Annotated in this window: 20 protein-coding genes and 1 riboswitch; of the genes, 3 read left to right on the forward strand and 17 right to left on the reverse strand. The window is 33.6% G+C overall.

What is annotated here, in order from left to right; translation table 11 throughout:
- Positions 1–43: 43 nt before the first annotated feature.
- From ABD715_RS06920 to ABD715_RS06935, 4 genes are all read right to left on the reverse strand, one after another.
- The gene (locus ABD715_RS06920) at positions 44–664 is read right to left on the reverse strand and encodes a phosphoadenosine phosphosulfate reductase domain-containing protein (protein ID WP_344787406.1); all 621 of its coding nucleotides are present in this window, start codon (positions 662–664) and stop codon (positions 44–46) included.
- A gap of 12 nt (positions 665–676) precedes the next feature.
- Positions 677–934 carry a DUF2061 domain-containing protein gene (locus ABD715_RS06925; protein ID WP_344787407.1) on the reverse strand — a complete coding sequence of 86 codons (258 nt, stop codon included), beginning with the start codon at positions 932–934 and terminating at the stop codon, positions 677–679.
- A gap of 181 nt (positions 935–1,115) precedes the next feature.
- A complete protein-coding gene (locus ABD715_RS06930) occupies positions 1,116–1,529 on the reverse strand; it encodes an RrF2 family transcriptional regulator (protein WP_344787408.1) in 414 nt (137 codons plus the stop codon).
- A gap of 123 nt (positions 1,530–1,652) precedes the next feature.
- On the reverse strand, positions 1,653–1,799 hold the full coding sequence (locus ABD715_RS06935; RefSeq protein ID WP_344787409.1) for a hypothetical protein: 147 nt from the start codon (positions 1,797–1,799) through the stop codon (positions 1,653–1,655).
- 315 nt (positions 1,800–2,114) lie between these two features.
- Between ABD715_RS06935 and ABD715_RS06940 the strand changes: the two genes are divergently transcribed.
- Positions 2,115–5,807 carry a T9SS type A sorting domain-containing protein gene (locus tag ABD715_RS06940; protein WP_344787410.1) on the forward strand — a complete coding sequence of 1,231 codons (3,693 nt, stop codon included), beginning with the start codon at positions 2,115–2,117 and terminating at the stop codon, positions 5,805–5,807.
- Between the two features lie 71 nt (positions 5,808–5,878).
- On the opposite strand, the gene ABD715_RS06945 is transcribed toward ABD715_RS06940, so the two are convergent.
- The 5 genes from ABD715_RS06945 to ABD715_RS06965 all read right to left on the reverse strand — a co-directional run bounded on the left by ABD715_RS06945 (position 5,879) and on the right by ABD715_RS06965 (position 15,422).
- A complete protein-coding gene (locus ABD715_RS06945; protein WP_344787411.1) occupies positions 5,879–7,084 on the reverse strand; it encodes a polysaccharide lyase family 7 protein in 1,206 nt (401 codons plus the stop codon).
- 54 nt (positions 7,085–7,138) lie between these two features.
- On the reverse strand, positions 7,139–8,311 hold the full coding sequence (locus ABD715_RS06950) for a trans-sulfuration enzyme family protein (RefSeq protein ID WP_344787412.1): 1,173 nt from the start codon (positions 8,309–8,311) through the stop codon (positions 7,139–7,141).
- Between the two features lie 187 nt (positions 8,312–8,498).
- On the reverse strand, positions 8,499–11,894 hold the full coding sequence (thrA, locus tag ABD715_RS06955) for a bifunctional aspartate kinase/homoserine dehydrogenase I (protein ID WP_344787413.1): 3,396 nt from the start codon (positions 11,892–11,894) through the stop codon (positions 8,499–8,501).
- Between the two features lie 215 nt (positions 11,895–12,109).
- On the reverse strand, positions 12,110–13,384 hold the full coding sequence (locus tag ABD715_RS06960; RefSeq protein WP_344787414.1) for an O-acetylhomoserine aminocarboxypropyltransferase/cysteine synthase family protein: 1,275 nt from the start codon (positions 13,382–13,384) through the stop codon (positions 12,110–12,112).
- Between the two features lie 133 nt (positions 13,385–13,517).
- Positions 13,518–13,643, reverse strand: a riboswitch (SAM riboswitch).
- A gap of 228 nt (positions 13,644–13,871) precedes the next feature.
- Positions 13,872–15,422, reverse strand: a complete 1,551-nt coding sequence (locus ABD715_RS06965; protein ID WP_344787415.1) for a hypothetical protein — start codon at positions 15,420–15,422, stop codon at positions 13,872–13,874.
- 148 nt (positions 15,423–15,570) lie between these two features.
- Between ABD715_RS06965 and ABD715_RS06970 the strand changes: the two genes are divergently transcribed.
- Together ABD715_RS06970 and leuB are read left to right on the forward strand one after the other, a co-directional pair.
- Positions 15,571–16,746, forward strand: coding sequence for a 2-isopropylmalate synthase (locus ABD715_RS06970; protein ID WP_344787416.1), 1,176 nt, complete (start codon positions 15,571–15,573; stop codon positions 16,744–16,746).
- A 69-nt stretch (positions 16,747–16,815) separates the two neighbouring features.
- The gene (gene leuB, locus ABD715_RS06975; RefSeq protein WP_344787417.1) at positions 16,816–17,934 is read left to right on the forward strand and encodes a 3-isopropylmalate dehydrogenase; all 1,119 of its coding nucleotides are present in this window, start codon (positions 16,816–16,818) and stop codon (positions 17,932–17,934) included.
- 111 nt (positions 17,935–18,045) lie between these two features.
- On the opposite strand, the gene ABD715_RS06980 is transcribed toward leuB, so the two are convergent.
- The 8 genes from ABD715_RS06980 to ABD715_RS07015 form a co-directional block, all read right to left on the reverse strand.
- Positions 18,046–18,774, reverse strand: coding sequence for an esterase family protein (locus tag ABD715_RS06980; RefSeq protein WP_344787419.1), 729 nt, complete (start codon positions 18,772–18,774; stop codon positions 18,046–18,048).
- A gap of 25 nt (positions 18,775–18,799) precedes the next feature.
- On the reverse strand, positions 18,800–19,417 hold the full coding sequence (locus tag ABD715_RS06985; RefSeq protein ID WP_344787421.1) for a GDSL-type esterase/lipase family protein: 618 nt from the start codon (positions 19,415–19,417) through the stop codon (positions 18,800–18,802).
- Positions 19,418–19,767: 350 nt separating this feature from the next.
- A complete protein-coding gene (gene argH, locus ABD715_RS06990) occupies positions 19,768–21,042 on the reverse strand; it encodes an argininosuccinate lyase (RefSeq protein ID WP_344787422.1) in 1,275 nt (424 codons plus the stop codon).
- Positions 21,043–21,176: 134 nt separating this feature from the next.
- Positions 21,177–22,244 (reverse strand): M20 family metallo-hydrolase, encoded by a 1,068-nt coding sequence (locus ABD715_RS06995; protein ID WP_344787423.1) that lies wholly within the window; start codon positions 22,242–22,244, stop codon positions 21,177–21,179.
- A gap of 3 nt (positions 22,245–22,247) precedes the next feature.
- The gene (argB, locus tag ABD715_RS07000; protein WP_344787424.1) at positions 22,248–23,024 is read right to left on the reverse strand and encodes an acetylglutamate kinase; all 777 of its coding nucleotides are present in this window, start codon (positions 23,022–23,024) and stop codon (positions 22,248–22,250) included.
- A 56-nt stretch (positions 23,025–23,080) separates the two neighbouring features.
- Positions 23,081–24,019 (reverse strand): N-acetylornithine carbamoyltransferase, encoded by a 939-nt coding sequence (locus tag ABD715_RS07005; RefSeq protein ID WP_344787425.1) that lies wholly within the window; start codon positions 24,017–24,019, stop codon positions 23,081–23,083.
- Between the two features lie 146 nt (positions 24,020–24,165).
- Complete coding sequence (gene proB / locus ABD715_RS07010) at positions 24,166–24,930, reverse strand: glutamate 5-kinase (RefSeq protein WP_344787426.1); 765 nt, start codon at positions 24,928–24,930, stop codon at positions 24,166–24,168.
- A gap of 2 nt (positions 24,931–24,932) precedes the next feature.
- On the reverse strand, positions 24,933–26,126 hold the full coding sequence (locus ABD715_RS07015) for a glutamate-5-semialdehyde dehydrogenase (protein WP_344787427.1): 1,194 nt from the start codon (positions 26,124–26,126) through the stop codon (positions 24,933–24,935).
- Positions 26,127–26,175 lie beyond the last annotated feature (49 nt).

A 26,175-nucleotide genomic window follows, 5' to 3' on the forward strand; every position in this document is an offset into this window, starting at 1 on the left:
CGCTTTCGCGGAATATTTTCTTTATAACTATTTTGTGTAATTTCTATGCGTGTAAACCACACTCTCTGTTTTCTAATGCTTTTGTTGGGTCGAAATATTTAAATTCGTTTGGTAAATTATTTTCTTCCAAATACCCATCTAATTTTTTATCGTCCCAAAAATAAAACGGACTCACTTTTAAAACACCGTCCTTACTTAAACTAAAAATACCAATACTATTTCTAAAAGCTGTTTGTCCTTGGCGTAGGTTAGTAAACCATACGTTAGGCTTATGCTCGTCCATAGCTCTTTTAAATGGCTCTAACTTTACTTGCTCTGTAAACAAGGCATGCTCGGGAGCATCTATACTAGGAATTCCCATAACTACATCTCTATGAGACGATGTTTGCTTTGGCACATATAAAGACACATTAAGGTTTAAATCTTTAATAACTTGCTCTGCATGCTTATATGTTTGCGGTGTATTATATCCTGTATCGCACCAAACTACAGGGATTTTTGCTTCAATTTTACTAACAGCATGCAAAATAGCTGCTTCGTATGGTCTAAAATTAGTTGTAACAACCGCTTTACTATTAAGCTCAAAAGCCTTCTGAATAATTTCAGAAGGGGAAGCTTTTTCAAAGCTTTTGTTTAATTCTTCTATTTGACTATCTGTAAACATATTAATCTATATTTATTTACCCCATTTAATTGAATTCCAAATACGTTCATGAAAAAAGTATAACACCATTTTGGTTACCAACTCTATTCCACCTATTGAAAATGCTAAATCTAACTTTCCTGTAACTAAAAAAGAAATTAAAATCGTATCCAAAGTTCCTATAGTTCTCCAACTAAGAGATTTTACAACACTTCTTAATGGCTTTTCATTAGCACTATCTTCTTTGTATGTAGCCTTTTCTTTATCTTTTGTTAACATCTGTGCTATCATTTGTCTTAGTATTATATTAATCCTATCAACTTACTAGGAATTACAAATGTAATACTTTTTATCGTATCACAAACAGTATTAACATTTTTTTAGATGAAATGAATGAATTTTGAGAAAAAAACTTGATTTAATCTATCTATTTTGAAAGAATTTAAAATTAAATAGACCTGTTTTTAATAAATTACTTACCCGCTAAGTCCATTAAAGTATTATCTCTTAGTACTTTTAGCGTGTTATCCCTTACTTGAATCATAAGCTTATGTACACTGCACTCGTGTTCGTCTTGGCAATCGTCACATTTTTCGTAAAAATTAAGACTTACACATGGCACCATAGCAATTGGCCCTTCTAGCACACGTAAAACATCTGCCATTTTTATTTCAGATGTTTCTTTTATTAAATAGTAGCCACCATTCTTACCTTTTTTCGAGCCCAAAAAGCCAGACTTTCTTAAAGTAAGTAATATACTCTCTAAAAATTTTTGAGGAATTTTTTCACTCTTAGCAATCTCACCTACTTGAACAGGCGATTCACTCTCACTCCTTGCAATATAAGTTAATGCTTTTAAGCCGTATTTGGTTTTTTTAGATAACATGTGGTAAATATAGTTATTTTAGAGAAATTTTATGATTAGTAAATTTTTTCTAATCTACTAAAATGCCTAACAGAGAAAAACAAGCCTTAAAAAAACAATAACTACCTATCTAAGTATATTATCTTACCGCCTTAAAGCTTCTTTAAACTGATAGAAAAAGCGCTCTATTAAACGTAAATCTTCGGTAATAATTTCTGCAGAACCCCGCATTTCCTGTTTAAAATCAATAGTTTTACCATAAAAGACAACTAATACTTTAGGCAACTCCACATCTACAACATATAAGTCATTTTTATCGGGCAGTATTGAAACATTTTAACTAAGGTGTACTAGATAATTAATCTAACAAAAAAGTTTTAATGTTCTCTTCTTCAGCTACACCAATGCTTTAAAAATATATAAATAAAAGCCCTTTTAGAAAAACAAATTAGTTTCATATATAAAATTATGTTCATATGTGATTCTCTTCGGTTCATATGTATTCTTAAAAAAAAGATAAACAATAAATATTTGTAGTTTAAAAAAAACAATTTTATAACAGACTAACTACGATGTGTTTACGCCCATCTTTAAACAAACTCTAAAATGAAGGTATTAAAAATTTTATTGGTTCTCATAACAATTACTAGTAATATTAAATCTTACGCTCAATACGAAGGAGGTAATGGCACTTCTACTTCTCCATATCAAATAAAAACAGCGAATCAATTAGTCTATTTATCGAACACATCTAGTGACTGGAATAAACACTTTAAATTAATAGCAGATATAGACATGATAGGGCAAACTTTCACGCCTATTGGAAATAGAGCCAATAGCTTTAGTGGAAGTTTTTTTGGCGAATACCACACCATTTCTAATTTAACAATTACAGCTCCAAGCGATAAATTAGATGGAACGGGTATGTTTGGCGTCGCCAACGGATCAATATCTTATTTAGGAATTATAAATGTTTTCGGTAATTATACTGGAAGCTCTTTTAGTAATTGGACTCGAGTTGGTACTTTTGTTGGTATACTAGAAGGTGGCGGATCTATAACAAATTGTTATTCTCAAGGTGGTTCTCTTACTGTTAGCGGAGGATGGACAGGAGGTATTGTTGGTGTTTTATTTTCAGGAACAACAAGAACAGTAGAAGACTGCTACAGCACTACAACAATTTCGGGTAGTTACGGTTGCGGTGGCATTGTAGGACTTACACGAGGCGCAAACACCATAAATCGCGTAGCATATTACGGTACAATATCTGGTGGTAACGCTATAGTATCCATACAAAACGATCCTGCTAATGCTCAAAAAAACGGTATTCCCCCAACAAACTCTTATTATGCAACTGCAACAGGTGCTACCGATGCAGAAGCCACTGGACTAAACAACTCTCAATTATTAAACGAAGGAAGCTATTCTACATTTAATTTTTCAGAAACGTGGCAAATAGACAACACCCAAGGATATGCTGTTTTAAGTGAAACTATACCCGAAAAACCATTTTTCGATAAAATAAGGACTGAACGTATTGCGTCTAATCAAAGTGTAGAATGGATTAATTTTTCTCCCGGAACATCTGGTTATTGCGAAGAATTTTGGTGCCATCCAACAGACGGAAACACAATATTCAGTGGTGCAGACATGCATGCTTCATTTGGCTCATGGGATAATGGACAATCATGGCAAACTCTAAAAGATTATGATGGCAAGGGATATGACATGCGTCGTGTTATAGATATTAACTTCTCTTTACAAGACCCAGATTATGGTATGGCTTTTGCAAATAACCAAACTGGTATACATTCTGCTACAGGAGAAGTCTATGAAACTAAAGATAGAGGAAGGACATGGTCACGTATTTTTGTTGCTGGTAAATGCCATTCCAAAATGGCCGTACATCCAACTAATGATAATATTTGGTTGTTAGGTGCTGGCGATTTTTGGAATGTAAAAGCAAATCATCGTACTGCAGCTAACCCTGGTGGTGTTAAACAAACCCGCTCTGATTATGGTCATATCTGGAAAACAACAAATAAAGGGGCCTCTTGGACTAAAGTAGCAATTAATATCTCAGCAGATTTAGATGTTGGTCGTATAGTTTTCGATAAAAGCAACCCCAATAATATCATTATAGCAACTAGCCTTGGTATGTACAGAAGTACAGACTTAGGAGAAACATGGTCTCCAAGCGCTACAGGTTTGCCCAATAATTATCCTAGAGATTTAACCTCTTACTACGACGCTAATAGCAATGAATTTATTCTTTATGCCATTGACCAAACTTTTTATTCTCCAAGCGGTACAAGTATAGATAGTAATGGCGGTATCTTCAAAAGTACAGATGGAGGCGTAACTTGGGAAAGTATAACAGGTAATTTAGCCATAAACATGCAATCTATTACAGATGCAAGCACAAGAGATAATTACCATAGAACTGTTGCAAACTGGTTAGGTATTTCAAGAAATAATTCTACTTCTACTTACACCACCTATCCTACTTCTGCCTTACCATCATTCAACAGAATTGTGGTTAATCCTAATAACAAAAATGAGGTTTATGTTATGCAAAATAAACGACACACTTTTAGTTTTGGTCCTGGAGATGTTTGGAAAACGGTAGATGGAGGCTCAACATGGAAAGCTGTTTCTAGATATGGAACTTATTGGATAAATGAAACGGACAAATCATATTGGCAATCAAGAAACAATCCTACAGAACCCAATGCTACATTTTCGCATGTTCAAGAGTATGTAGATTCACAACCTGAACGTAGCAGGGGAGCAAGAATGTTTGCAATAAATACTAACGGAGACCTTTATGCAGGGTTTGGCCAACAACTATTTCGTTCTACAGATGGCGGAACCTCTTGGGGTCAAATAGATGATGATGAAACTTCTCCAGGAAGTAACATATGGATAGGTAGAGGTAACAATAACCTTCCAGGAAGACAAATACTTACAGAAACAGGTATTCCTGGAAGAAAGTTATTATGCTCGGGCGAACATGGATTATGGCAAACAAGAAACGACATTAGCAACCTTCCCAACCCAGAAGCAGTTCCTGTTCAACAAATTGAAGGTCAAGTACATCCTAATGGTGCACATTCTATATCAACCGTAGCTGTGCATCCAAACGACCCTAACACCATTTATTTTCTTAGTTGGAGACAATCACATCGAGGAAACTTAAGACGTACACAAGATGGTGGCAATACATGGGAAAATATTTCTACTCCAATTGCTGCAAGCAACAACCTTTGGGAGCCTTTGGCTAATCAAAACTCTTTATTAATAGACCCAAACACGCCTAATAACATGTATTTCTGCACCACCAGAGGACCAGTTGCTGAAGTAAATGGTACTATAAATGAAAGTATTTTAACCACAGGAGGTTTTGGTGTCTATAAGTCTTCTGATGCTGGCTTTAATTGGTCATTAAGTAATACAGGACTTCCTGCTAATGGCAGTGTACGTAGATTGACAATGGATCCAACCAACCCGAACATTTTATACGCCTCATTGAATCAACGTAGTAGTACTAACCAAAGTGGTGGACTATATAAATCAACTGATGGAGCTTTAAATTGGTCTCAAGTTAGTATTCCGAGTGAAATCACGTCTGTTAATAATTTCTTTATAGATAAAAATACAGGTTTCATGTTTATTTCGGCAGGTACACGTAATGGAGGATTAAATGCTGGTGGTGTTTGGAAAAGTGAAAATAACGGAACAAGTTGGACTAGAATTTTTGAAGCTCCTTACGTATGGCAAACCGAGGTATCCCCTGTAAATTCAAACATTATTATTGTCTCTGTTCCTGCACAAGTACCAAATATGCAAGATGCATTTAAAAATCCTGGCGCCTACATTTCTGTAGATGCTGGTGCAACATGGACAAAAATAAATAAAGGACTTGCACACCCAGATAGAATAGTAGATATTAAACCAGACCCAATAGACCCAACCATCTTATGGTCTGCCGGTTGGGGTAGCGGTTGGTACAAAGCCATCATTAACTTAGCTTCTCTATCTATAGAAGAGAATAAGCAGCAGCTGCTTAACAAAAAAACAATAAAAATATACCCAAACCCTATAAAAAACACTTTTAAAATTGGTAATATTAGTGGCTTTGCAAAATATAAAATTTGGAATATTCAAGGCAAACAAATACAACAAGGCATAACATCAAACAACAAAACTATTAATGTAACGAGATTAACTGCTGGTATTTATATCATACAAATCTCTTCACAAAACAAAACAGTTACACGTAAAATTATAATTAACTAAAGTTAATTCTTATTAACAGTAAAAGCCACGTTTATATTAAAAACGTGGCTTTTATATTTTATAAATTATTTTTAATTAGTTGTATGCGACTTCTTTAATTTATAAAATGTCGCCTGAGCATAATCATCTGCATCACCAGAATTATTTTGATTATAAACACCCGCTTTAAAATACATATATTGTCCGCTAACATCAAAACCACTATTAGTCATATCAACCGTTTTTATAACATCTGCTTTGCCTTCTCTAGAAATAGTAACCGTTAAAGTATTACCAATAACCTTAATATTATACGAAAATTTTTCGTTGAGAGCAATCCCATCAGTCGGGTTAGCAGCACTGCTACTTCTAGAACCAATCATGTCATACCATTGTTCATCACCATTACCATCAGTAGGTTCGTGAGCATAGTAAATAGACCCTAAAGTATTATCTTTTAATTTTCTGTAATATAAACGAATAGGCTCATCATCATTAGCATGAATTTGTCCAATAATAACACGACCAACTTGGTTACTACTTCCTGTAGTTGTTACATAATTTACAGCTAATGTGGCACTCATTTCGCCATCATATCCAGCAGCAGCATTCTTATCTTGAGTTGATGCTGCTCCCAAAACCCAATTATTTTTATTTACACCTTTTGTATCAATGCTAGTATTAGTACCCCTTAGCATTTCGCGAAGTTCTACTCTTGTATAGCTTGTATTAGCAGAGGTTTTAAAACCTTCTACCGGACATTTAAACACCATACCACCATCAGTAGCAGTATAAAAATACTTACTATTTTCATAATTAGAATTAATCTCACTTACAGTAATTGTGGTTGCTGTACCACTGCCTTTATCTTCTGGGATACTCAAATTCCAAGTGGTTAAATCAAAGTTATCAGACGGTGTTGCATTAGCATCCAAACTACCATTATTTTCTACTCGAGCTGCTTGAGTAATAGTAATTTTTTTTGAAATATCGCCTCCAAAAACAGTTATTACACCTGTACGCTTAGCATTACTTACATTGGCCAAAACAGATACATTAATAGTGCCACTAGTAATACCATTTGTTGGTGTAAGAGTTATCCAATCGGTATTATTCTCTGTATACCAATATAAATTAGCAATTACTGTTATTGCTTTAGTTTCTTCACTTGCAGAAAACTCAGGTAGCGTAGACACTTCTAAATTATCGATTTGCTCTTTTTTATCAGAGTCGCTAGAACTACAACTAAATAAAACTGTAGCTACTAGCAAAGTAAAAACAATATTGAATACTCTCATCGCATAAGTGATTTTTATAAAAATAGCAATAATTAAATAAACAAATGGTAAATACTACCCAAGCGCCTGCTTTATATCTGCAATAATATCATCTATATGCTCTAAACCTACAGAACACCTTACCATACCATCTGTAATACCAACTGCAGCTTTAACTTCGGCTTCTACTTTAGCATGAGTTGTACTTGCTGGATGTGTTACAATAGTTCTTGTATCGCCTAAGTTAGCCGATAATGAACACATTTTTATATTATCGAAAAACTTACGCCCGCCTTCAACACCACCTTCAACCTCAAAAGCCACAATATTACCACCTAATCGCATCTGTTTTTTTGCAACATCATACTTTGGGTGCGACTTTAAAAATGGATATTTTACCCACTTCACCTTAGGGTGACCTTCTAAAAAAGTAGCCAATTTAAAAGCGTTTTCACAATGCTTTTCTACCCTAACTGCCAAAGTCTCTAAAGATTTTGATAATACCCAAGCATTAAACGGACTCATTGATGGCCCTGTAAGCCTTGAAAACAAGTAAATTTCTCTTATCAACTCTTTATTACCAACCGTAATACCTCCAAGAACACGACCCTGACCATCCATTAATTTGGTAGCAGAATGAATCACTAAATCTGCACCATATTTTATTGGGTTTTGTAAATATGGGGTCGCAAAACAATTATCTACAACCAATAACAAATTATGTTTTTTACAAATAGCGCTTAAAAACTCTAAATCTAGCACATCTACACCAGGATTTGTAGGCGTTTCGGCATAAATAAATTTAGTATTAGGCTGTATTAAACCTTCAATAGTTTCTGGCTCGTTTATATTAAAATACGAAAAATCTATATTCCATTTTGGCAAATATTTGGTAAATAAACCGTGCGTTGCTCCAAAAACAGAACTACAAGACACCACATGGTCGCCAGAATTTAACAACGTCGCAAAAGTAGAAAACACCGCAGCCATACCGCTAGCAAAAGCAAAACCATCTTGGGCACCTTCCATTTTACACACCTTCTCAATAAACTCGTTAGTGTTCGGGTTGCTGTATCTACTATATAAATCGCGCTGTTTTTCTTCTGCAAAAGATGCTCGCATTTCCTCGGCATCATCAAACACAAACCCAGACGTTAAGTACAACGGTACCGAATGTTCCGAAAATTGCGTATTCTCACTCTGTGTGCGTATCGCTTCTGTTTCAAAATGTTTTTTATTCTCGCTCATATTCTCTATCTGCTCTACAAAGTCATTACAACCTTATAAGTTCTTATTTTTATCTTTTTATTTTGGCATTACCCATTGGGTCGGGCTTTCCGCTGTATCTTTTTTGAGAAAAACAAAAAAGGATGCCGCATCAATCCCTAATGCATTATCAGCCAAGGTTATTTTAAACCTCAGCTCTTAGTTACTCCTAATTAATATGTTTAGACAATCTCAAAATATCTCCAAAAACACCTCTAGCAGTCACTTCTGCACCAGCTCCTGCGCCTTGTATAACAATAGGCTGCTCGCCATAACTCTCTGTAAATATTTCAAAAATAGCATCACTTCCTTTTACATGCCCCAAAGTGCTATCCTCTAGAATAGACACTAATTTCACTTCTAAATGCCCTTTATCCTGCGATAAGTCTCCAGATAAATCACCAACATATCTTAAAACATGACCAGCTTCTTGGTTATCCTTTATCTTCTTAAACTCATCATCTAAAACATTTAACTGACCTAAAAATTCTTCAACCGAAATATTTTGATACGCTTCTGGTATTAAATTCTGCACTGCAACATCTTCAAATTCATTTTGTAAATCTAACTCTCTAGCTAAAATCAATAATTTTCTTGCCACGTCGTTTCCAGAAAAATCTTCCCTAGGGTCTGGTTCTGTAAAACCTTTATCTATAGTTTCTTGAATAATTTCGCTAAACGCTTTATCCTGTACCGAAAAATTATTAAATAAATAACTTAACGTTCCAGAAAACACACCGCGAATTCTTGTAATATTCTCACCAGATTCGTGCAATAATTTAATAGTATCAATTAAAGGCAAACCAGCACCAACAGTAGTTTCGTATAAATACTGTTTATTATTCTCTTTTAGCTCTACTCTTAAATCCTTATAAAAATCGTGCGAAACCGTATTAGCAACTTTATTAGACGATACCAAATCGAAACCGGCTTTAACAAAAGGAATATAATTTTCGTAAAACACAGAACTTGCAGTATTGTCTACCGCTATTAAATTCTCTAAATGATGATTTTTAGCGTAAGTAATAATATCGTTAATAGTAAAATTACCCGCTTCTTTTATGGCAGTTTCCCAATTTTCATCAGCGCCATCTTTATTTAAAAGTACCTTTTTAGAATTAGCTATTGCAAACACATTTAAGCTAATACCTTTACGTTTTTCTATATCGTTTTTAGACTTTAATATCTGATTAATTAAAGCACCTCCAACACCTCCATGACCAAAAATGGCAATATTTATCTTTTTAGAAATCCCAAAAATTTCACCATGAATAACATTTACAGCCTTGTGTAATTGGTCTTTTTTAACAACCAAACTCACATTTCTACCAGTTACCGTATTGTTAAATAAAAGTGGCGTAATTTGGTTTTTTATAAGCGCATTAAAAGGTTTATGAAACGAGCTTAACTCTATACCTACAATAGATATTACAGCAACATCATCATTAACATCAATTTTATTAACATCTTGCGAGTAAAAATCGGTTTCAAATTCACGCTCTAGCGCAATAACAGCCTGTGTAGCTTGGTCTGCATTTATAATTAAGCCAATACCTCTTTCCGACGATCCTTGAGATACAATACTAACACTAATACCATATTTACTTAAAGCTCCAAAAATTCTAGCATCTACACCTATTTTACCTAACAACCCACGACCTTCAAGGTTTAAAAGCGCAACATTATCTAGTATAGATAACGATGTCACTTCCTTTTTACTTGGTTTTGCGGTAATTAACGTGCCTTCGTCATCTGGATTAAACGTATTTAAAATACGAAGGTTAATGTTTTTTTCTACTAAAGGAATTATAGTTTTAGCATGTAAAACCGAAGTCCCAAAATTAGCCAACTCGTTAGCTTCTCTAAACGAGAGTTCTCTAATTTGTTTAGCATCTGCAACCATATTTGGATCTGCAGTATAAATTCCGCTTACATGTGTATAATTTTGTAACTCTTCTGCATCTAAATAATTAGCTATTAACGCTGCTGTATAGTTACTACCATTTCTACCTAAAGTAGTGGTTTCATTTTTTAAGTTAGATGCAATAAAGCCCGAAATTATATTTACAGCATTGCCCTTTGTTTTAAAATATGTGTTAACATTATCTTTCGATGCTTTAGCTATAGGTTGCGCGTTACCAAAAGCATCATCAGTTTTAATTAACTGTCTAGAATCTGTTGCTACAGCTTCAATATTACGCTCTTTTAGTAATTGTGTTACCAACTTAACAGACAACAATTCGCCTTGAGCTAAAATATTATCTTTAGTTTTTTGACTATAATCTCGCAGCAAGCTAACCCCTTCAAAAAGTTTATCTAGAATTAAAAATTCTTCCGAAAAATCTATAGTTTCCAATGGCTCTACTTGGTAAGCTTTAAAAGCTTCTAATTTATCTTTATAATTACCTCCTTTTAAGGCAGTATTAAGAATAGCTTCCAAATCATCTGTTGCCGATCCTCTTGCAGAAACCACCACACTAATACGCTCGCCACTATTTACTTTACCTTCTATAATAGAAAGCACGCGTTGTATGCCCTCTCCATTTCCTAAAGATTTCCCACCAAATTTTAATACTTTCATTCTTTTCTTTTTAGAATCTGGCACAAAAATGCCTTCTATAATTTTTTCTAATTGCTCGTATTCTATTAAAAATGCATCATGCCCATGAACCGAGTTAATTTCGTTGTAAGTAACATTAGGGTGCGTTAAAGCCAATTGTTTATGCGTCTGCCTATTCTCTTCTGCTGTAAAAAACAAATCAGAATCTACTCCAACAATATGGATGTTGGCCTTAATATTTTCTAACACATTAAAATCGTCTGCCCTATTTTTAGTAACATCAATCGTTTTTAACAACTGATTCATTAATTTGTATGCAGACAATTGAAAACGCTCTTGCAACTTCTTACCATGATGCAATAACCAACTCTCTACATTAAAAATTTCTAAATCGTCGTTTTTAGAACGATGAAAACGCTCTTTAAAAGACTCTGGCGTTCTATAACACAGCATAGCATGCATTCTAGCATCGTGCACAGGATGTTTAGAATTTAACAAAAACTGCTCTTGTATTTGGCAGTTTGCAATTAACCAATCGGTAGATTTCCAATCTGTAGCCACTACAACTAAATGCGCTGTAAAATCTGGTTTTAACACAGCCATTTCCCATGCAATACCACCTCCTAAAGAGCCTCCAATAGTTGCAAAAATCTTACCTGTTTCTAATCGTTCCAATCCAATTAAAAACAAATTAGCAACATCTCGTGCTATAAAATCTTTATAGTTATCAATTACAAAACCATCATAACTATTTCCTGGTATGTTAAAAGCTAAAACGGTATATAATTTAGTATCAATAACCTTATCTACACCAACCAAATCTTTCCACCAACCGTTTTCGCCAGCAACATCGCTATTGCCCGTTAAAGCGTGGTTAACTAAAACAATGGGCGCTGTACCCAAAGGCCTACCAAAAACTTGATAACTTAATTTAATTTCAGCATTAACCACACCACTTTCTGTGGTATAGTTAGTAATGATAATATGCTCTAAAGGATGCTTCAATATCTAATTTTATTTGGGCGTTACCACAAGGGTCGGGCTTTACATTACAAGTCCTCGCACCTCCTATGTCGGGCTGTGGGCTATCCATTACAATCCCTAACGCAGGCAAATACGCCAATGTCAATTTATTAATTAAAGACCAGTAAGGTCTCTAGCTTATATTTTATAGAACTGTCTGTTTTATTTTTGATAAACAGACAGCTCTTAAACTTAATTTATATCGTTTTAAAAGCTTCTGCTAAATCTGCTTTTAAATCTTCAATATCCTCAATTCCAACAGACAATCTAATTAAATCTGCGCCAACACCTGCCGATGCTTGTTCTGCCTCATCCAATTGCTGGTGTGTCGTACTTGCTGGGTGAATAATTAAAGATTTTGTATCTCCAATATTAGCTAACAAAGAGAATAGTTTTGTATTGTCTGCTATTTTTTTAGCAGCTTCAAAACCACCTTTATGTCCAAATGTTACAATACCACTTTGTCCTTTTGGCAAATACTTATCGGCTAATTTTTTGTATTTACTACTTTCTAAACCAGGATAGTTTACCCAAGCAATCTCATCTTGTGCTTCTAACCATTTTGCAATTTCTAAAGCATTTTCAGAGTGTTGTTTTATTCTTACCGGTAAAGTCTCTAAACCTTGAATAATGTTAAATGCATTTGTTGGGCTTAAAGCTCCGCCAAAATCACGTAATCCCTCAAGAATTAATTTAAATGTGTAAGATGCAGCACCTAAAGTTTCGTAGTATTTTAAACCATGATACCCCGCAGAAGGCTCTGTAAACTCAGGAAATTTACCATTTGCCCAATTAAAAGTTCCTGCATCTATAATTGCTCCACCTAAAGATGTTCCTTGTCCGCCAATATATTTTGTTAACGAGTGAATTACAATATTAGCACCATGCTTTATAGGGTTTAATAACGCTGGAGTAGCCACCGTATTATCTACAATAAATGGTACTTCTGCTGCTTTAGAGTGCGCTGCAATAGCTTCTAAATCTAAAACATCTAGTTTAGGGTTTCCTAAAGACTCTACAAAAAAGGCTCTTGTATTATCTTGTACTGCAGCTGCAAAATTATCTGGGTTAGATGCATCTACAAATGTAGTAGTAATACCCAACCTTGGTAATGTTACACTTAATAAATTATATGTTCCTCCATATAAACTACTTGAGGCTACAATATGGTCTCCTGCTTTTAGCAACGTTAATAATCCTGTTGCTATTGCTGCGGTACCCGAAGCAAAAACAACCGCTCCAACACCACCTTCTACAGCTGCTAAACGATCTTGTAAAATCTGATTGGTTGGGTTATTAAGTCTTGTATATATAAATCCTAATTCTTTTAAAGAGAATAAATTTGCTGCATGATCTGAATTATTAAAAACATACGATGATGTTTGATAAATAGGAACTGCTCTTGTTCCTCCATTTGTGGTTACATCATGACCTGCGTGTAATGCGTTTGTTGCTAATTTTTGATTGCTCATTTTTCTAATGTTTTTTTTAATTTGTTGATTGCCAATCTTACGATTAAATAAAAGCCAATGCACTATAAAAATAGTGTACTTAATAGAAAAATGTTATAAAGAATTTTAAAAAACTACAGAAAGTAATTTTCTTGAGTTATCTATCCAAATACCGATAAATGAATCGGTTATTTAAGTAGAATTTAGCACCTTCTTTAATAAATTTAAAGGGTTGCTAAGGCTTCAACGGGTCTAATCCCTCCGCCTTTCTTGATAACATTTCAATATGTTTATTGAACTTTATGAATGCAAATATTCAATTATAAAAAGTTAATATCCAAATTTTTTAACAGGAAATTTTTAATTTATTCTCATAATTCGTCTTCCAACTAAGTTATTACTTAAAGATAAATTAGCTCGTGTTAGCGAATTAAAAAATCGTTGGAGATCCTTCCCCAAGAGGAGCAACTCCTGAAAGCTCTACCTTTTTTTGTGTAACGTAATAACTCTACTTCTTTTCTCTGTTTTCGTAAAACTTATTACGAATTATTAAACCTATAGGCCTATTTTGAATTTTAGATTCTAGCCACGAAATAATATCTAAATACAGAAAGGCTCTACTTTGATAAGGATCGTCTTCGTATGTTTTTAATTTTTTATGTAACTTAATAAATTCATTTTTAACTTCGTGAGGATAAATATCGCCCAAACCACGTAAAAACTTAATAAACTCTTTTTGTACCTCATGTAAGTCTTCCATTTTAATTAAAAACTTATAGGTACCTTTAATTAATATATCTAAATTATAATCTAAACCAGCCTCGTAATGTGCCACCAGGTTTAAAATTCGAGAAAAACAAAGTAAATCTTCTCGCATTTGTAACGATTTATTACTTATAATTTTCTCTAAAAATTCGATGCACTTTTTATTATCGCCAGCACCAAAATACATGCTTGCTATTTTATAATAAAACACCATAACGTGGTGCTCGTCTATTCTATCTTTATAATCTTCAAGTTGCTCTAAGACATCATTTACTAAAGGCAATCCGTCGTCAAAACTCCCCTCTATAAAGTGTAAATTAAACCTGTTATTGTATATAAACAGAAAGGCTAAACTTTGGTTATTATCGTTATAAGGAAACCATTTTTCTTGTGTTATTTCTTCGAATTTTTTTAAGGCATCTTTAAACTTATCGTACTGCCTTAAATAGTATAAAGACTCTAATAAATAGTTATTTCCTCTTAAAAAAAAGACAGGATTTAGCACAATCATATCTTTATTGTCGTAAAATAAATCGACCCATTTCGAGGCATACTTATAACAAGATAAAAAATCTACGGTTAAAAAACTATACCACAAACGAGCTTTATATAGCCATAATTTCTCTCTAAAACCAAGCGTGTTAATGTCGTATTTAGGAAGTCTATCGTTAAAGTATTTAGTTACCACTTGGTAATCTTGGTCGTTTTTTATATAACCTGTTTTTAAAAACAAGCCATATAATTGCAACGATAAATTAGATAATTTACTAGCTAAAACATTGTGCAAACTTAGTTCTTTGGCTTGTATAGAAAGCTCATCGGCTCTGTTACTAAGACTTCTAGTAATGTATTGAGATTCTATAATTTTCTCTAACTCTACAATTTCGTAAGCTACATTTTTTTCTTGCTTAGCAATGGCCAAAGCTTTTGCTTTATCTAGAATTTTTAAACTCTGCCTGTAAAGTCCTTTATGATAAAGAATGGTTGCAAAATCTAATTGTTCGCGAATTTGAACCCTGATATCTTGATGCGATGGGTTTAGCCTTAAACTAATTAAAATTTGTTTATACAAGTGCGCTTTCAAATTAGAGAGCTGTTGCTTTTTAACAATCCCCTTTTTTAAAATAGCAGCCTCGTCGTAATTAGTAAGTTTATCTAAAATATTAAAAAGCGTAAGAAATTTAGAATCTTCATTCACCCCTAAACGCCCTACATAAAGCTTAAATTGTCTTTTTTCAGACTTAGATAGCGACTTTACTAATACAAACAAATTATCTTTTTGCTCTTTTGTCATAGTTACAAAAACAACCTTAAACTTTTGTTAATCAATTAATTAACCCTTTAACAGTCGAGTTAAACATCGTAAAACTAACAACTCTAATTCTACTTTTACGAAACCAAAATATAACTTCGTAGAACAATACAAAAATATATTTCAATAAATGTCTGATAGCAACGTTCAAATTTTCGACACAACGCTTCGCGATGGCGAGCAGGTCCCTGGCTGTAAATTAAATACAGAACAAAAATTAATCATAGCAGAACAGCTAGATTTTTTAGGCGTAGATATTATTGAAGCTGGTTTCCCTGTTTCTAGTCCTGGCGATTTTAAATCGGTTGAAGCCATTTCAAAAATAGTAAAAAACGCAACAGTTTGTGGCTTAACACGATCTGTAGAAAACGATATAAAAGTAGCAGCTGAAGCATTAAAATATGCTAAACGCCCAAGAATACACACAGGAATTGGTACTTCTGAATCTCATATAAAATTTAAATTTAAATCCACTCAAGAAGATATTATAGAGCGCGCTGTTAAAGCTGTAAGCTATGCAAAGTCTTTTGTAGAAGATGTTGAATTTTATGCAGAAGATGCAGGTAGAACCGATAACGAATATTTAGCACGTGTTTGCGAAGCTGTAATTAAAGCTGGCGCCACTGTTTTAAATATTCCTGATACGACTGGGTATTGTTTACCTAGTGAGTATGGTGCAAAAATTAAATACCTAAAAGAAAACGTAAAAGGAATAGATAAAGCTATTTTATCTTGCCATTGCCATAACGATTTAGGCTTAGCAACTGCTAACTCTATTGAAGGTGTTATTAATGGTGCTCGCCAAATAGAATGTACCATAAATGGTATTGGAGAACGTGCTGGTAATACTGCCCTAGAAGAGGTAGTTATGATTTTAAAACAACACCCTAATTTAAATTTAGATACTAGAATTAAAACCGAAATGCTATACGGTATTAGCCAATTAGTGTCTGATAGTATGGGGATTTACACACAACCAAACAAAGCTATTGTTGGAGCAAATGCATTTGCTCATAGTTCTGGAATACACCAAGACGGAGTTATTAAAAATCGTGAAACTTACGAAATTATAGACCCTAAAGATGTTGGCGTAACAGAATCTGCAATTGTTCTTACCGCTAGAAGTGGTAGAGCTGCATTGGCTTATAGAGCAAAAAACATTGGATACGAATTAACAAAACTTCAACTTGACGAAATCTATACTAGTTTTTTAGATTTTGCTGATAAAAAGAAAGAAATTGGAGATTCTGACATTCACAAAATAATAGAAAGCAGTACTATTTATAACGAAATTACAACTGCTTAAAAGTTACATTCTAAGTGTCGGTTAAAAAATTAAACGACACTTAGAATTATTAATATAAAAAGTATAATTATGAAACTAGATATTGCCGTTTTACCTGGCGATGGTGTTGGTCCAGAAGTAACTGCTGAAGCTGTAAAGGTTTTAAAGGCAATTGCTATACAATTTGATCATATTTTTACTTTTCAAAACGGTTTAGTTGGGGCAGCTGCTATTGATAAAACAGGAAGTGCTCTACCAGAAGAAACCCTTACCATTTGCAAAAATACTGACGCCCTTTTGTTTGGAGCCATAGGTACTCCTGAATACGATAATAACCCAGATGCTAAAGTAAGACCAGAACAAGGTCTTTTAGGACTAAGAAAAACATTAGATTTATACGCTAATATTAGACCTGTAATTGCTTACGAAAGTCTTTTAAATAAATCCCCATTAAAAAAAGAAAATATTATTGGTACAGATATATCTATTTATAGAGAACTAACTAGTGGTATTTATTTTGGCGAAAAACGTTTAAGCGAAGATGGTAATATAGCATCAGATTTATGCCAATATTCGCGCGAAGAAATAGAGCGAATTGCACATCTAGCCTTTAAAGCTGCGCAAACAAGAAAAAGGAAACTAACACTTATAGATAAAGCTAATGTTCTAGAAAGCTCTAGACTTTGGCGAAAAATAGTTAAAGAATTAGCACCCAAATATGCTGATGTTACTTTAGACTTTATGTTTATAGATAATGCTGCAATGCAACTTATTATAAACCCAAGACAATTTGACGTTATTTTAACCGAAAATATGTTTGGTGATATTATATCTGACGAAGCAAGTGTTATTGGCGGTTCTATTGGCCTTTTAGCTTCTGCGTCTATAGGCGAAAAGCACGCCATGTTCGAACCTATACACGGAGCCTATACTAAAGCAACAAACAAAGGTATTGCAAACCCTATAGCATCTATTTTATCGGCTGCTCTGTTACTAGAACATTTTGGCTTATTTGAAGAAGCTGCTCTAGTGAGAGAAGGTGTAGATAAGTCCTTGAAACTCCACATCACCACCCCGGACTTAAACACTAAATACGACAACATATCAACCAGTAAAGTAGGAGACTTTATTGAAGATTTTATAAACAACCCAGAAGAAACAAATTTAAACTTTACCAACATACATTTAGGCCAGTCCACAATTATTTAATCATTTGAGTTAGTCACCAATACAAATTAAACTAAAAAAGACGTCTAAATTAAAAGAGCATTGATAAATCAATGCTCTTTTTGACTTTTTTAATATTATAATAGGATATTATTAAAAATAAATCTGAACCATTTTTCTCCAATATCTTGCTTTATGCGCTTCCTCATCCCATTCGTATACTTGATGAGAAACACCTTTTTCGTTTAAAATACCAGATAAAATATAATTACTTTCTAAAAAAGAATCTTCTTTGCCAATAGCTAGCACAATATCCATGCTATTTAGTTGCGCTATTAAAGTAGGATCGTCTACATTTTTTAAAAACTGATTAGGCATATTAAAATATACAAAGTCATTATGAAAACCACTAAGCAAATCTTTAAAATACCCCTTAGATTTAGTGAGATCGTACCTGCCACTCATACCAACCACCTTACAAAACAAATGCGGATGACGCATAGCCACATTTACTGCATGGTAAGCCCCTAAACTACAACCAGCAGATATAACATTTTTATTAGGGTTTATTAAATTCGCAAGAGGCAATACTTCTTCTAAAACATATTTCTCGTATTGAATATGCCTATAAATACGATAACCAGGATGCTCAAAACTATTATAAAAAGATTCTAAATCTACGCTATCTACACAAAAAACCTGTAAGTCGCCATTTTCGATTTTTTCTGTTAAAGCCTTAATAACACGCCAGTTTTCGTAATCGTAAAAACGCCCCATCCTTGGCGGAAAAAATAAAACCTTAGCTCCTGCATGACCAAACACCAAAAGCTCCATGTCCTTTTCTAGGTTAGAACTATACCACTTATGATATTCTCTTTTCATCAAACATCTTTTTTATGCTTTTTTATTATATAGACTGTAGTACTTGTTCTGGAAATATCTCTGGAGAACGTTTTAATGCATTTAATAATACATCATACCCCAAAGCATTTAGATGTAAATCATCCTCTTCAAAATATTTTGAATTAGGCCTACCCTTTTTATCTAACAAAGCATCATACATACTCACGTAATAAAAATTAGCATCTCGATCCATTAACTCTTTTATTTTCTTATTTGTATAATCAATACTAGCTTGTAAATGTATACGAGCTAGGCTAGGTTTCACAGAAATACAAGTACACTTTACATCTCCATATTTAGCTCTTATTTTAGTAAGTAAATTATCTAAAAACAGTACAACTTCTTCAGGGTGCCTCCCTTCTCCTAAATCGTTATCTCCTGCATAAATTATAATTGACTCCGGTGCCTCTATATCCTTAAATACTCGATCAAAAAACCACGTACATGCTGCTAACGTAGATCCCCCAAAACCTAAATTAACTGGGTTATACGCCTTAAAAACAGTTGTTAGCTCACTCCATAAAGTAAATGTAGAGCTCCCATAAAAAACCAACTTAGGGCTATAATTTAACGCCCCCACTTCTTTTTCTAACCGCTCTAAATCCTCATTAAACCAAAACATCTATTCTATTTTTTTAAATTAAAAACTTAAAGTATAAAGTTTTAAACTAAAAATGCATTTAAAACGACAAAAAAACAAAATGCCCCTATAAAACTCACAAAGCCTATGTTAACTATATTTTATCTTTATCAACCGCAAGTTATCTGGATGTTACCTCAAGAATCTGTATTTTCACTGTATTTTCCGAGCTTTGCCTAGGTATAAACAGTTCAAAAAAAATTAAACTAACCTATACTGGGCACCTAAGAAGTATAACTTTAACTCTAACACATAAAACAAGTTTGTTAAAAAAAAAGAATCCTTTTTAAAGTTTAAAAGAATTCTTTTTAAATATTTTATTTCACAAAAAATTATTTAGGAAACTTTTCCCGAATGGCATCCAGACATAAATTATGAATACTACCAGCATGCGTGTGTTGTTTCGAGGTATCTGGAACATAAGTACCATCTTGAACTTGACCACCAATTTTTTGGTAAGCTTCTCTAAACGATTGCCCTTCTACAACAAGTGTATTAATATTATCTACTGTAAATAAATATTTATATTTATCGTCATGAATATCAACATCTTTAACAATAATTTGTTGAATAGAATAATTAAAAATATCTAAAATATCTTTTATCTCTTCGAAAGCTGCAATAATGTTTTCTTTTAACAGTTGGAAATCTCTGTGGTAACCACTAGGTAAATTATTAGTAATTAAAACCATTTCGGTTTGTAAGGCTTGAATCTTGTTACATTTACCTCTAATTAATTCGAACACATCTGGATTCTTTTTATGAGGCATAATACTACTTCCTGTAGTTAACGCGTCTGGAAAAGAAATAAAACTAAAGTTTTGGCTCATATATAAACAAGTATCCATAGCAAAACGCGCCATAGTATTAGCTAAACCGCCTAAAGCAGCTGCAATGGTTCGTTCGTTTTTACCACGTCCCATTTGTGCAGCAACAACATTATATTTTAATGTAGCAAACTCCATTTCTTTAGTTGTTAATGCTCTATCTATTGGAAAAGAGCTTCCGTAACCAGCAGCAGAACCTAAAGGGTTTTGGTCTACTGTTTTTATGGCTGCATCTAACATATAGACATCGTCTATCATTAGTTCTGCATAGGCAGAAAACCACAACCCAAACGATGATGGCATAGCAACTTGTAAATGCGTATAACCTGGTAACACCTTATCTTTATATGTATCAGCCAGATTTATAAGGGTATTAAAAAGGGTTCTTGTTTTTTCTTTTACAAGACCTAAATTGTCTTTGTAATATAAATGACAAGCGACTAAAACTTGATCGTTTCTAGAGCGTGCGGTGTGGATTTTTTTACCAACTTCGCCCAAACTTTTAGTTAACTCAAATTCTATTTTAGAGTGTACGTCTTCAAACTGCTCATCAATAACAAAAGTACCTGCTTCAATTTGCTCTTCTAAAACTTTTAATCCGCTAAGTAAATCTACTAATTCCTCTACAGTTATAATACCTATTTTTTGTAACATTTTAGCATGTGCGCGTGATGCAATAACATCGTACTTTGCTATATGAATATCAATTTCTCTATCGTTTCCTACAGTAAATTGTTCTATTTTTTTATCGATTGATATACCTTTATCCCAGAGTTTCATCTTTTAAAAAATGTTTTTGTTTATGTGTTGATTTGTCTTTTTTGATATTTATTCGTTTATGCCATTGCGAACATAGTGAAGCAATCTGTTTATTTATTATGAGATAAACTTCGTCGTGCTTCCTTGTTATAACGTTAAACAATCACCCTATCCAACAATTCAACATATATTTTTATTCCTTCTTCTATTTCGTTTACATAAATAAATTCGTTTGCAGAATGTGAGCGTGTGCTATCTCCTGGTCCTAGTTTTAAACTCGGACAAGATAACACAGCTTGATCGGATAATGTTGGCGATCCATAACTGGTTCTACCCATTGCTAGACCAGCTTTTACCAAATCGTGATCCATAGGAATAGAAGACGAATTTAAACGTAAACTACGTGGCTTAATACTTGTAACTGGTGCTTTTTCTTGTAAAAATGCTGCAATTTCTGCATTGCTATACGCATCGTTTACACGTACATCTATCACTAAATCGACATGACCAGGTACTACGTTATGCTGCGAACCTGCATTTATTTGTGTTACCGTTAGTTTAACATCTCCTAAAGCTTCAGAGCTCTTTTCAAACTTTAAATCTTTAAACCATTGCAGTGCTTCAATAGTATTGTATATCGAATTATTATTATTTGGGTGTGCCGCATGGCTTGGTGTACCTTCTATAACAGCATCAAAAACAACTAATCCTTTTTCGGCAACTGCTAAATTCATCAATGTTGGTTCGCCTACTATAGCAACATCTACCTTTGGAATAATAGACAACATACTGTTTAGCCCGTTTGGACCACTACTCTCTTCTTCCGCAGAAGCAACAATAACTAAGTTATATTTTAAATTTTTATGATTGTAATAGTGTGTAAACGTAGCTATTAAAGACACTAAACATCCACCAGCATCATTACTACCCAAACCATACAGTTTTCCATCTTCTACATGAGCTTTAAGGGGATCTTTGGTATATGCCGAATTTGGTTTTACCGTATCGTGATGTGAGTTGAGCAACAAAGTAGGTTTCCCTGTTTCAAAATACTTATTAACTGCCCAAACATTATTTTTTGTGCGTTTAAAATCAATGTTATTGTTTTTGAACCAGTTCTCGATATGCGCTGCTGTTTTGTCTTCTTCAGAAGAGAAAGATTGCGTTTCAATTAGCGTTTTTAAAAGCGCAATAGCATCGGAAGTTAATTTTTCTAGTACCATAGTTTACAATGTAATTTTTGTGAAATTATCATTTTCTTGTGTTAACATCGATGTATTTCCCATATTTATATTGTGTACACCTCCACGAAGAGCATCAAAACAATTTTCTAGTTTTGGCAACATCCCATCTGCAACAATACCATCATTTAATAATTCTTGATAAATTTTTGAATCGATATGTTTTACTACAGAGTTTTTATCGTTAAAATCCATCAAAACACCATTTAACTCAAAACAGTAATAAATAGATGTTTCGTATAAATTACTCATACCAACCGCAACTTGCGAGGTTATGGTATCTGCGTTTGTATTTAATAATTGCCCGTTACCATCGTGAGTAATAGCACAAAAAACCGGTGTAAAATCTGCTTGAATTAACTTATCTATTGACTTGTGTGCCACAGCTTTTACATCGCCTACAAAACCGAAATCGATTTCTTTTACTGGTCTTTTTTCCGATTGAATCGCGTTAATATCTGCTCCTGTTAAGCCAATTGCATTGGTATGTAACGCTTGTAATTTTGCAACTACATTTTTATTTACCAAACCGCCATAAACCATAGTAATAACTTCTAAGGTATCGGCATCGGTTATACGCCTACCATTTACCATGTTAGATTCTATGCCTAACTTTGAAGCAATATGTGTTGCGCGCTTACCGCCACCATGCACCAAAATTTTCTTGCCTTCTAGGTTAGAAAACAATTTAAGGAACGCGTTTAAAGACGCTTCGTCTTCTATAATATTCCCTCCTATTTTTACTATGGATAATTTTTCCATTTTTTTGTTGTTAGACTTTAGCATTTAATAGCAAACCACTAATTGCTATATGCCAATTATAATTTTTCTAATATTTTTTTAAGTACCAGTTGCGCTGCATAGGTTCTATTATTGGCTTGCTCTATTACTAAAGAACTATCGGTATCTAAAACTGCATCTTCTACCACAACATTTCGTCTTACTGGTAAACAGTGCATAAATTTAGCGTCGCCTAGTTTATCCTTGGTAATCATCCAATTTGGGTCGGTATTTTTAACTTGACCATAGTCTTCAAAAGAACTCCAATTTTTTGTGTACACAAAATCGGCATTTTTAAAAGCCTCGTCTTGGTTATGATAAATTGGTGTATTGCCTGTAATTTCTGGGTTCAAATTATAACCTTCTGGATTAGCTATAACAAATTCTATATCCATTTTTTGCATTGCCTGCACAAAACTATTTGCAACCGCATGTGGCAATGCTTTAACATGTGGTGCCCAACTTAATACTACTTTTGGCTTAGACACTTTAGCATTTTCTGCTATGGTAATAGCATCTGTTAACCCTTGTAAGGGATGTCCTGTGGCGCTTTCCATACTTACAATAGGTACAGAAGCATATTTTTTAAAAGCATTCATAACATGCTCACTTTCGTCTTTTGCCTTATCTGTTAGCGTTGGAAACGCTCTTACTGCAATAATATCGCAATATTGAGACACCACTGCAGATGCTTCTTTTATATGCTCTGCTGTATTGCCATTCATTACTGTTCCATCACCAAACTCGATACCCCAAGCATCTCCCGAAACATTCATTACAATAGGGTTCATCCCTAAATTTAAAGCTGCCTTTTGTGTACTTAAACGGGTACGTAAGCTTGAATTAAAAAATAACAAACCAATGGTTTTATTTTTTCCTAATTCTATATGTTTTAAAGGCTCTTTTTTTAATGCTTTAGCATCCTCAATCCAAGAATTGATATTATCTATATCGTGTATGGAGGTGTAATGTTTCATATCTATATACTTTAAACCTACATGGTTTTTAAAACCTTGCAGGTCGTTATTTATTTTATCATCAGTTTCATTTTCTGATGTGTTATTCCTGTTTTTTTTTGATGGATATTTATCTCCATATCCTACAAAATCAAATTTTTAAAATCCTATTTTATTTTAGTAAACGCAACTTTACCATCTAAGGCATTAACTAAAAAATTATCTTCTAATCCGTTTACAATCCAAGTTTCTATACTTGCAGCTTTAGTTAGAGCAGCTGCTTCTATTTTAGATGCCATACCTCCACTACCGTGAGTAGACTTAGAGTTTACAACTTGTGCTCTTAAGGCATCAAAATCTTCAACGTTTCGTATTGTTTCTGGAGTGCCGCTTTCTATAGAAGCTTTGGTATATATACCATTAGTATTTGTGGCAATAACACATAAATCGACATTTAAAAGCGACGCTGTTAAGGCTGCTAATTTATCGTTATCTCCAAACTTAATTTCGTCTGTAGCTACCGTATCATTTTCATTAATAATAGGTATATAATTATTATTTACTAATACATTTATGGTATTAACAATATTGGTTTTACTTTCCTGTTTTTCAAAATCTGAATAAGACAATAAACATTGCGAGCTCAACAACCCGTACTCTCTAAAAATTTCTTGATATATACGTATTAAATGTGGCTGACCAATAGATGCTAAGGCTTGTTTTACAAATACATCTTCTTGTTTACTTTCCAATTTTACAAACTGTTTAGCTACAGCAATAGCACCAGAACTTACAATAATAAACTCGCAAGTATCTTTAAGTTTGGCTATTTGGCTTGCCATGTCTTCAATCTTACCTCTCGAAATATTATCGGTTTCTTTAGTAAGTGTATTAGAACCAACTTTTAATAAAATTCGCTTTTTCTTATGCATACTTAACGTATTTGTCCGCTACCATGAACATACCATTTATTAGTTACCAAATGCTGTAAACCTATTGGCCCACGTTGGTGTAACTTATCTGTACTTATGGCTAACTCGCCACCAAGTCCTAATTGTCCGCCATCTGTAAAACGTGTTGAGGCATTATGGTATACCGCTGCAGTATCTACGTTTTCCATAAATGTTTTAGCCTCTGCTTCATTTGTAGTTACAATTACAGACGAGTGCCCGCCAGAATATTTATTTATCATAGCAATTGTATCTTGGTTAGATGCAATTTCTCCTATTAAAATTTTATAATCTAAAAACTCTTCGTACCAAACCTCATCAGAAGTTATAGATTCTAGTCCGTTTGTCTCAGCAATGGTTTTATCTCCTAAAACTTCAATTTTAAACTCCTGCAATTTCGAAATTAATAATTTCACAAAGGCTTCTTTATTTGGAAGATTCTCATCAATCAAGACCTTATCTACAGCATTACAAGCCGATATTTTCGACTTTCCGTTCATAATAACATCTACAGCAATCTCTAAATCTGCTGCTTCATGCACATACACAAAATTATTACCACGACCGCTAATAATTACAGGGCAAGTAGCATGTTGCTTAACGAAAGCAATTAAGCGTTCGCCACCACGAGGTACAATTAAATCTACTTTTTGCGTTGGTTTTTCTAAAAAGGCTTGTGTTTCTGTTCTATTAAATTGTAAATACTCTACCCAATTTGTAGAAGCATCTTCTTCTTTCAAAGCTTGGTGCCATAGCTCTACAATTTTCAAGTTAGAACGCAACGACTCTTTCCCTCCTTTTAATAAAATTTTATTTCCAGATTTAAAAGCAATTCCTGCAGCTTCAACCGTAACATCTGGTCTAGATTCGTAAATAATTAACACCGTACCAAAAGATGCTGTTTTATTATAAACCTGCATACCATTGTCGTGCTTAAAACTAAATCGTTCTACTCCAACAGGATCTTCTTGAGATGCTAAGTGTGTTACCGCTTTAATCATCTCGTCAACTTTAGAATTGTCAACCTTTAAACGATCGAACATCGAAATATCATCGCCATTATAAGCTTCTAAATCTTCTTTATTAATATTAATAAGTGCTTTCCTTTCTTCTTCTAAAAGCTTTGCCATTTTAAGTAAAACAGCATTTCTTTTTTCAATAGACAGTAAGGTATTCATTTTTTGTTTTTTTAAATTTATATTCAGACAGTCTACTATTTTTAAAATA

Origin of the sequence: Postechiella marina, from assembly GCF_039538365.1 — a bacterium.
Classification (GTDB): domain Bacteria; phylum Bacteroidota; class Bacteroidia; order Flavobacteriales; family Flavobacteriaceae; genus Postechiella; species Postechiella marina.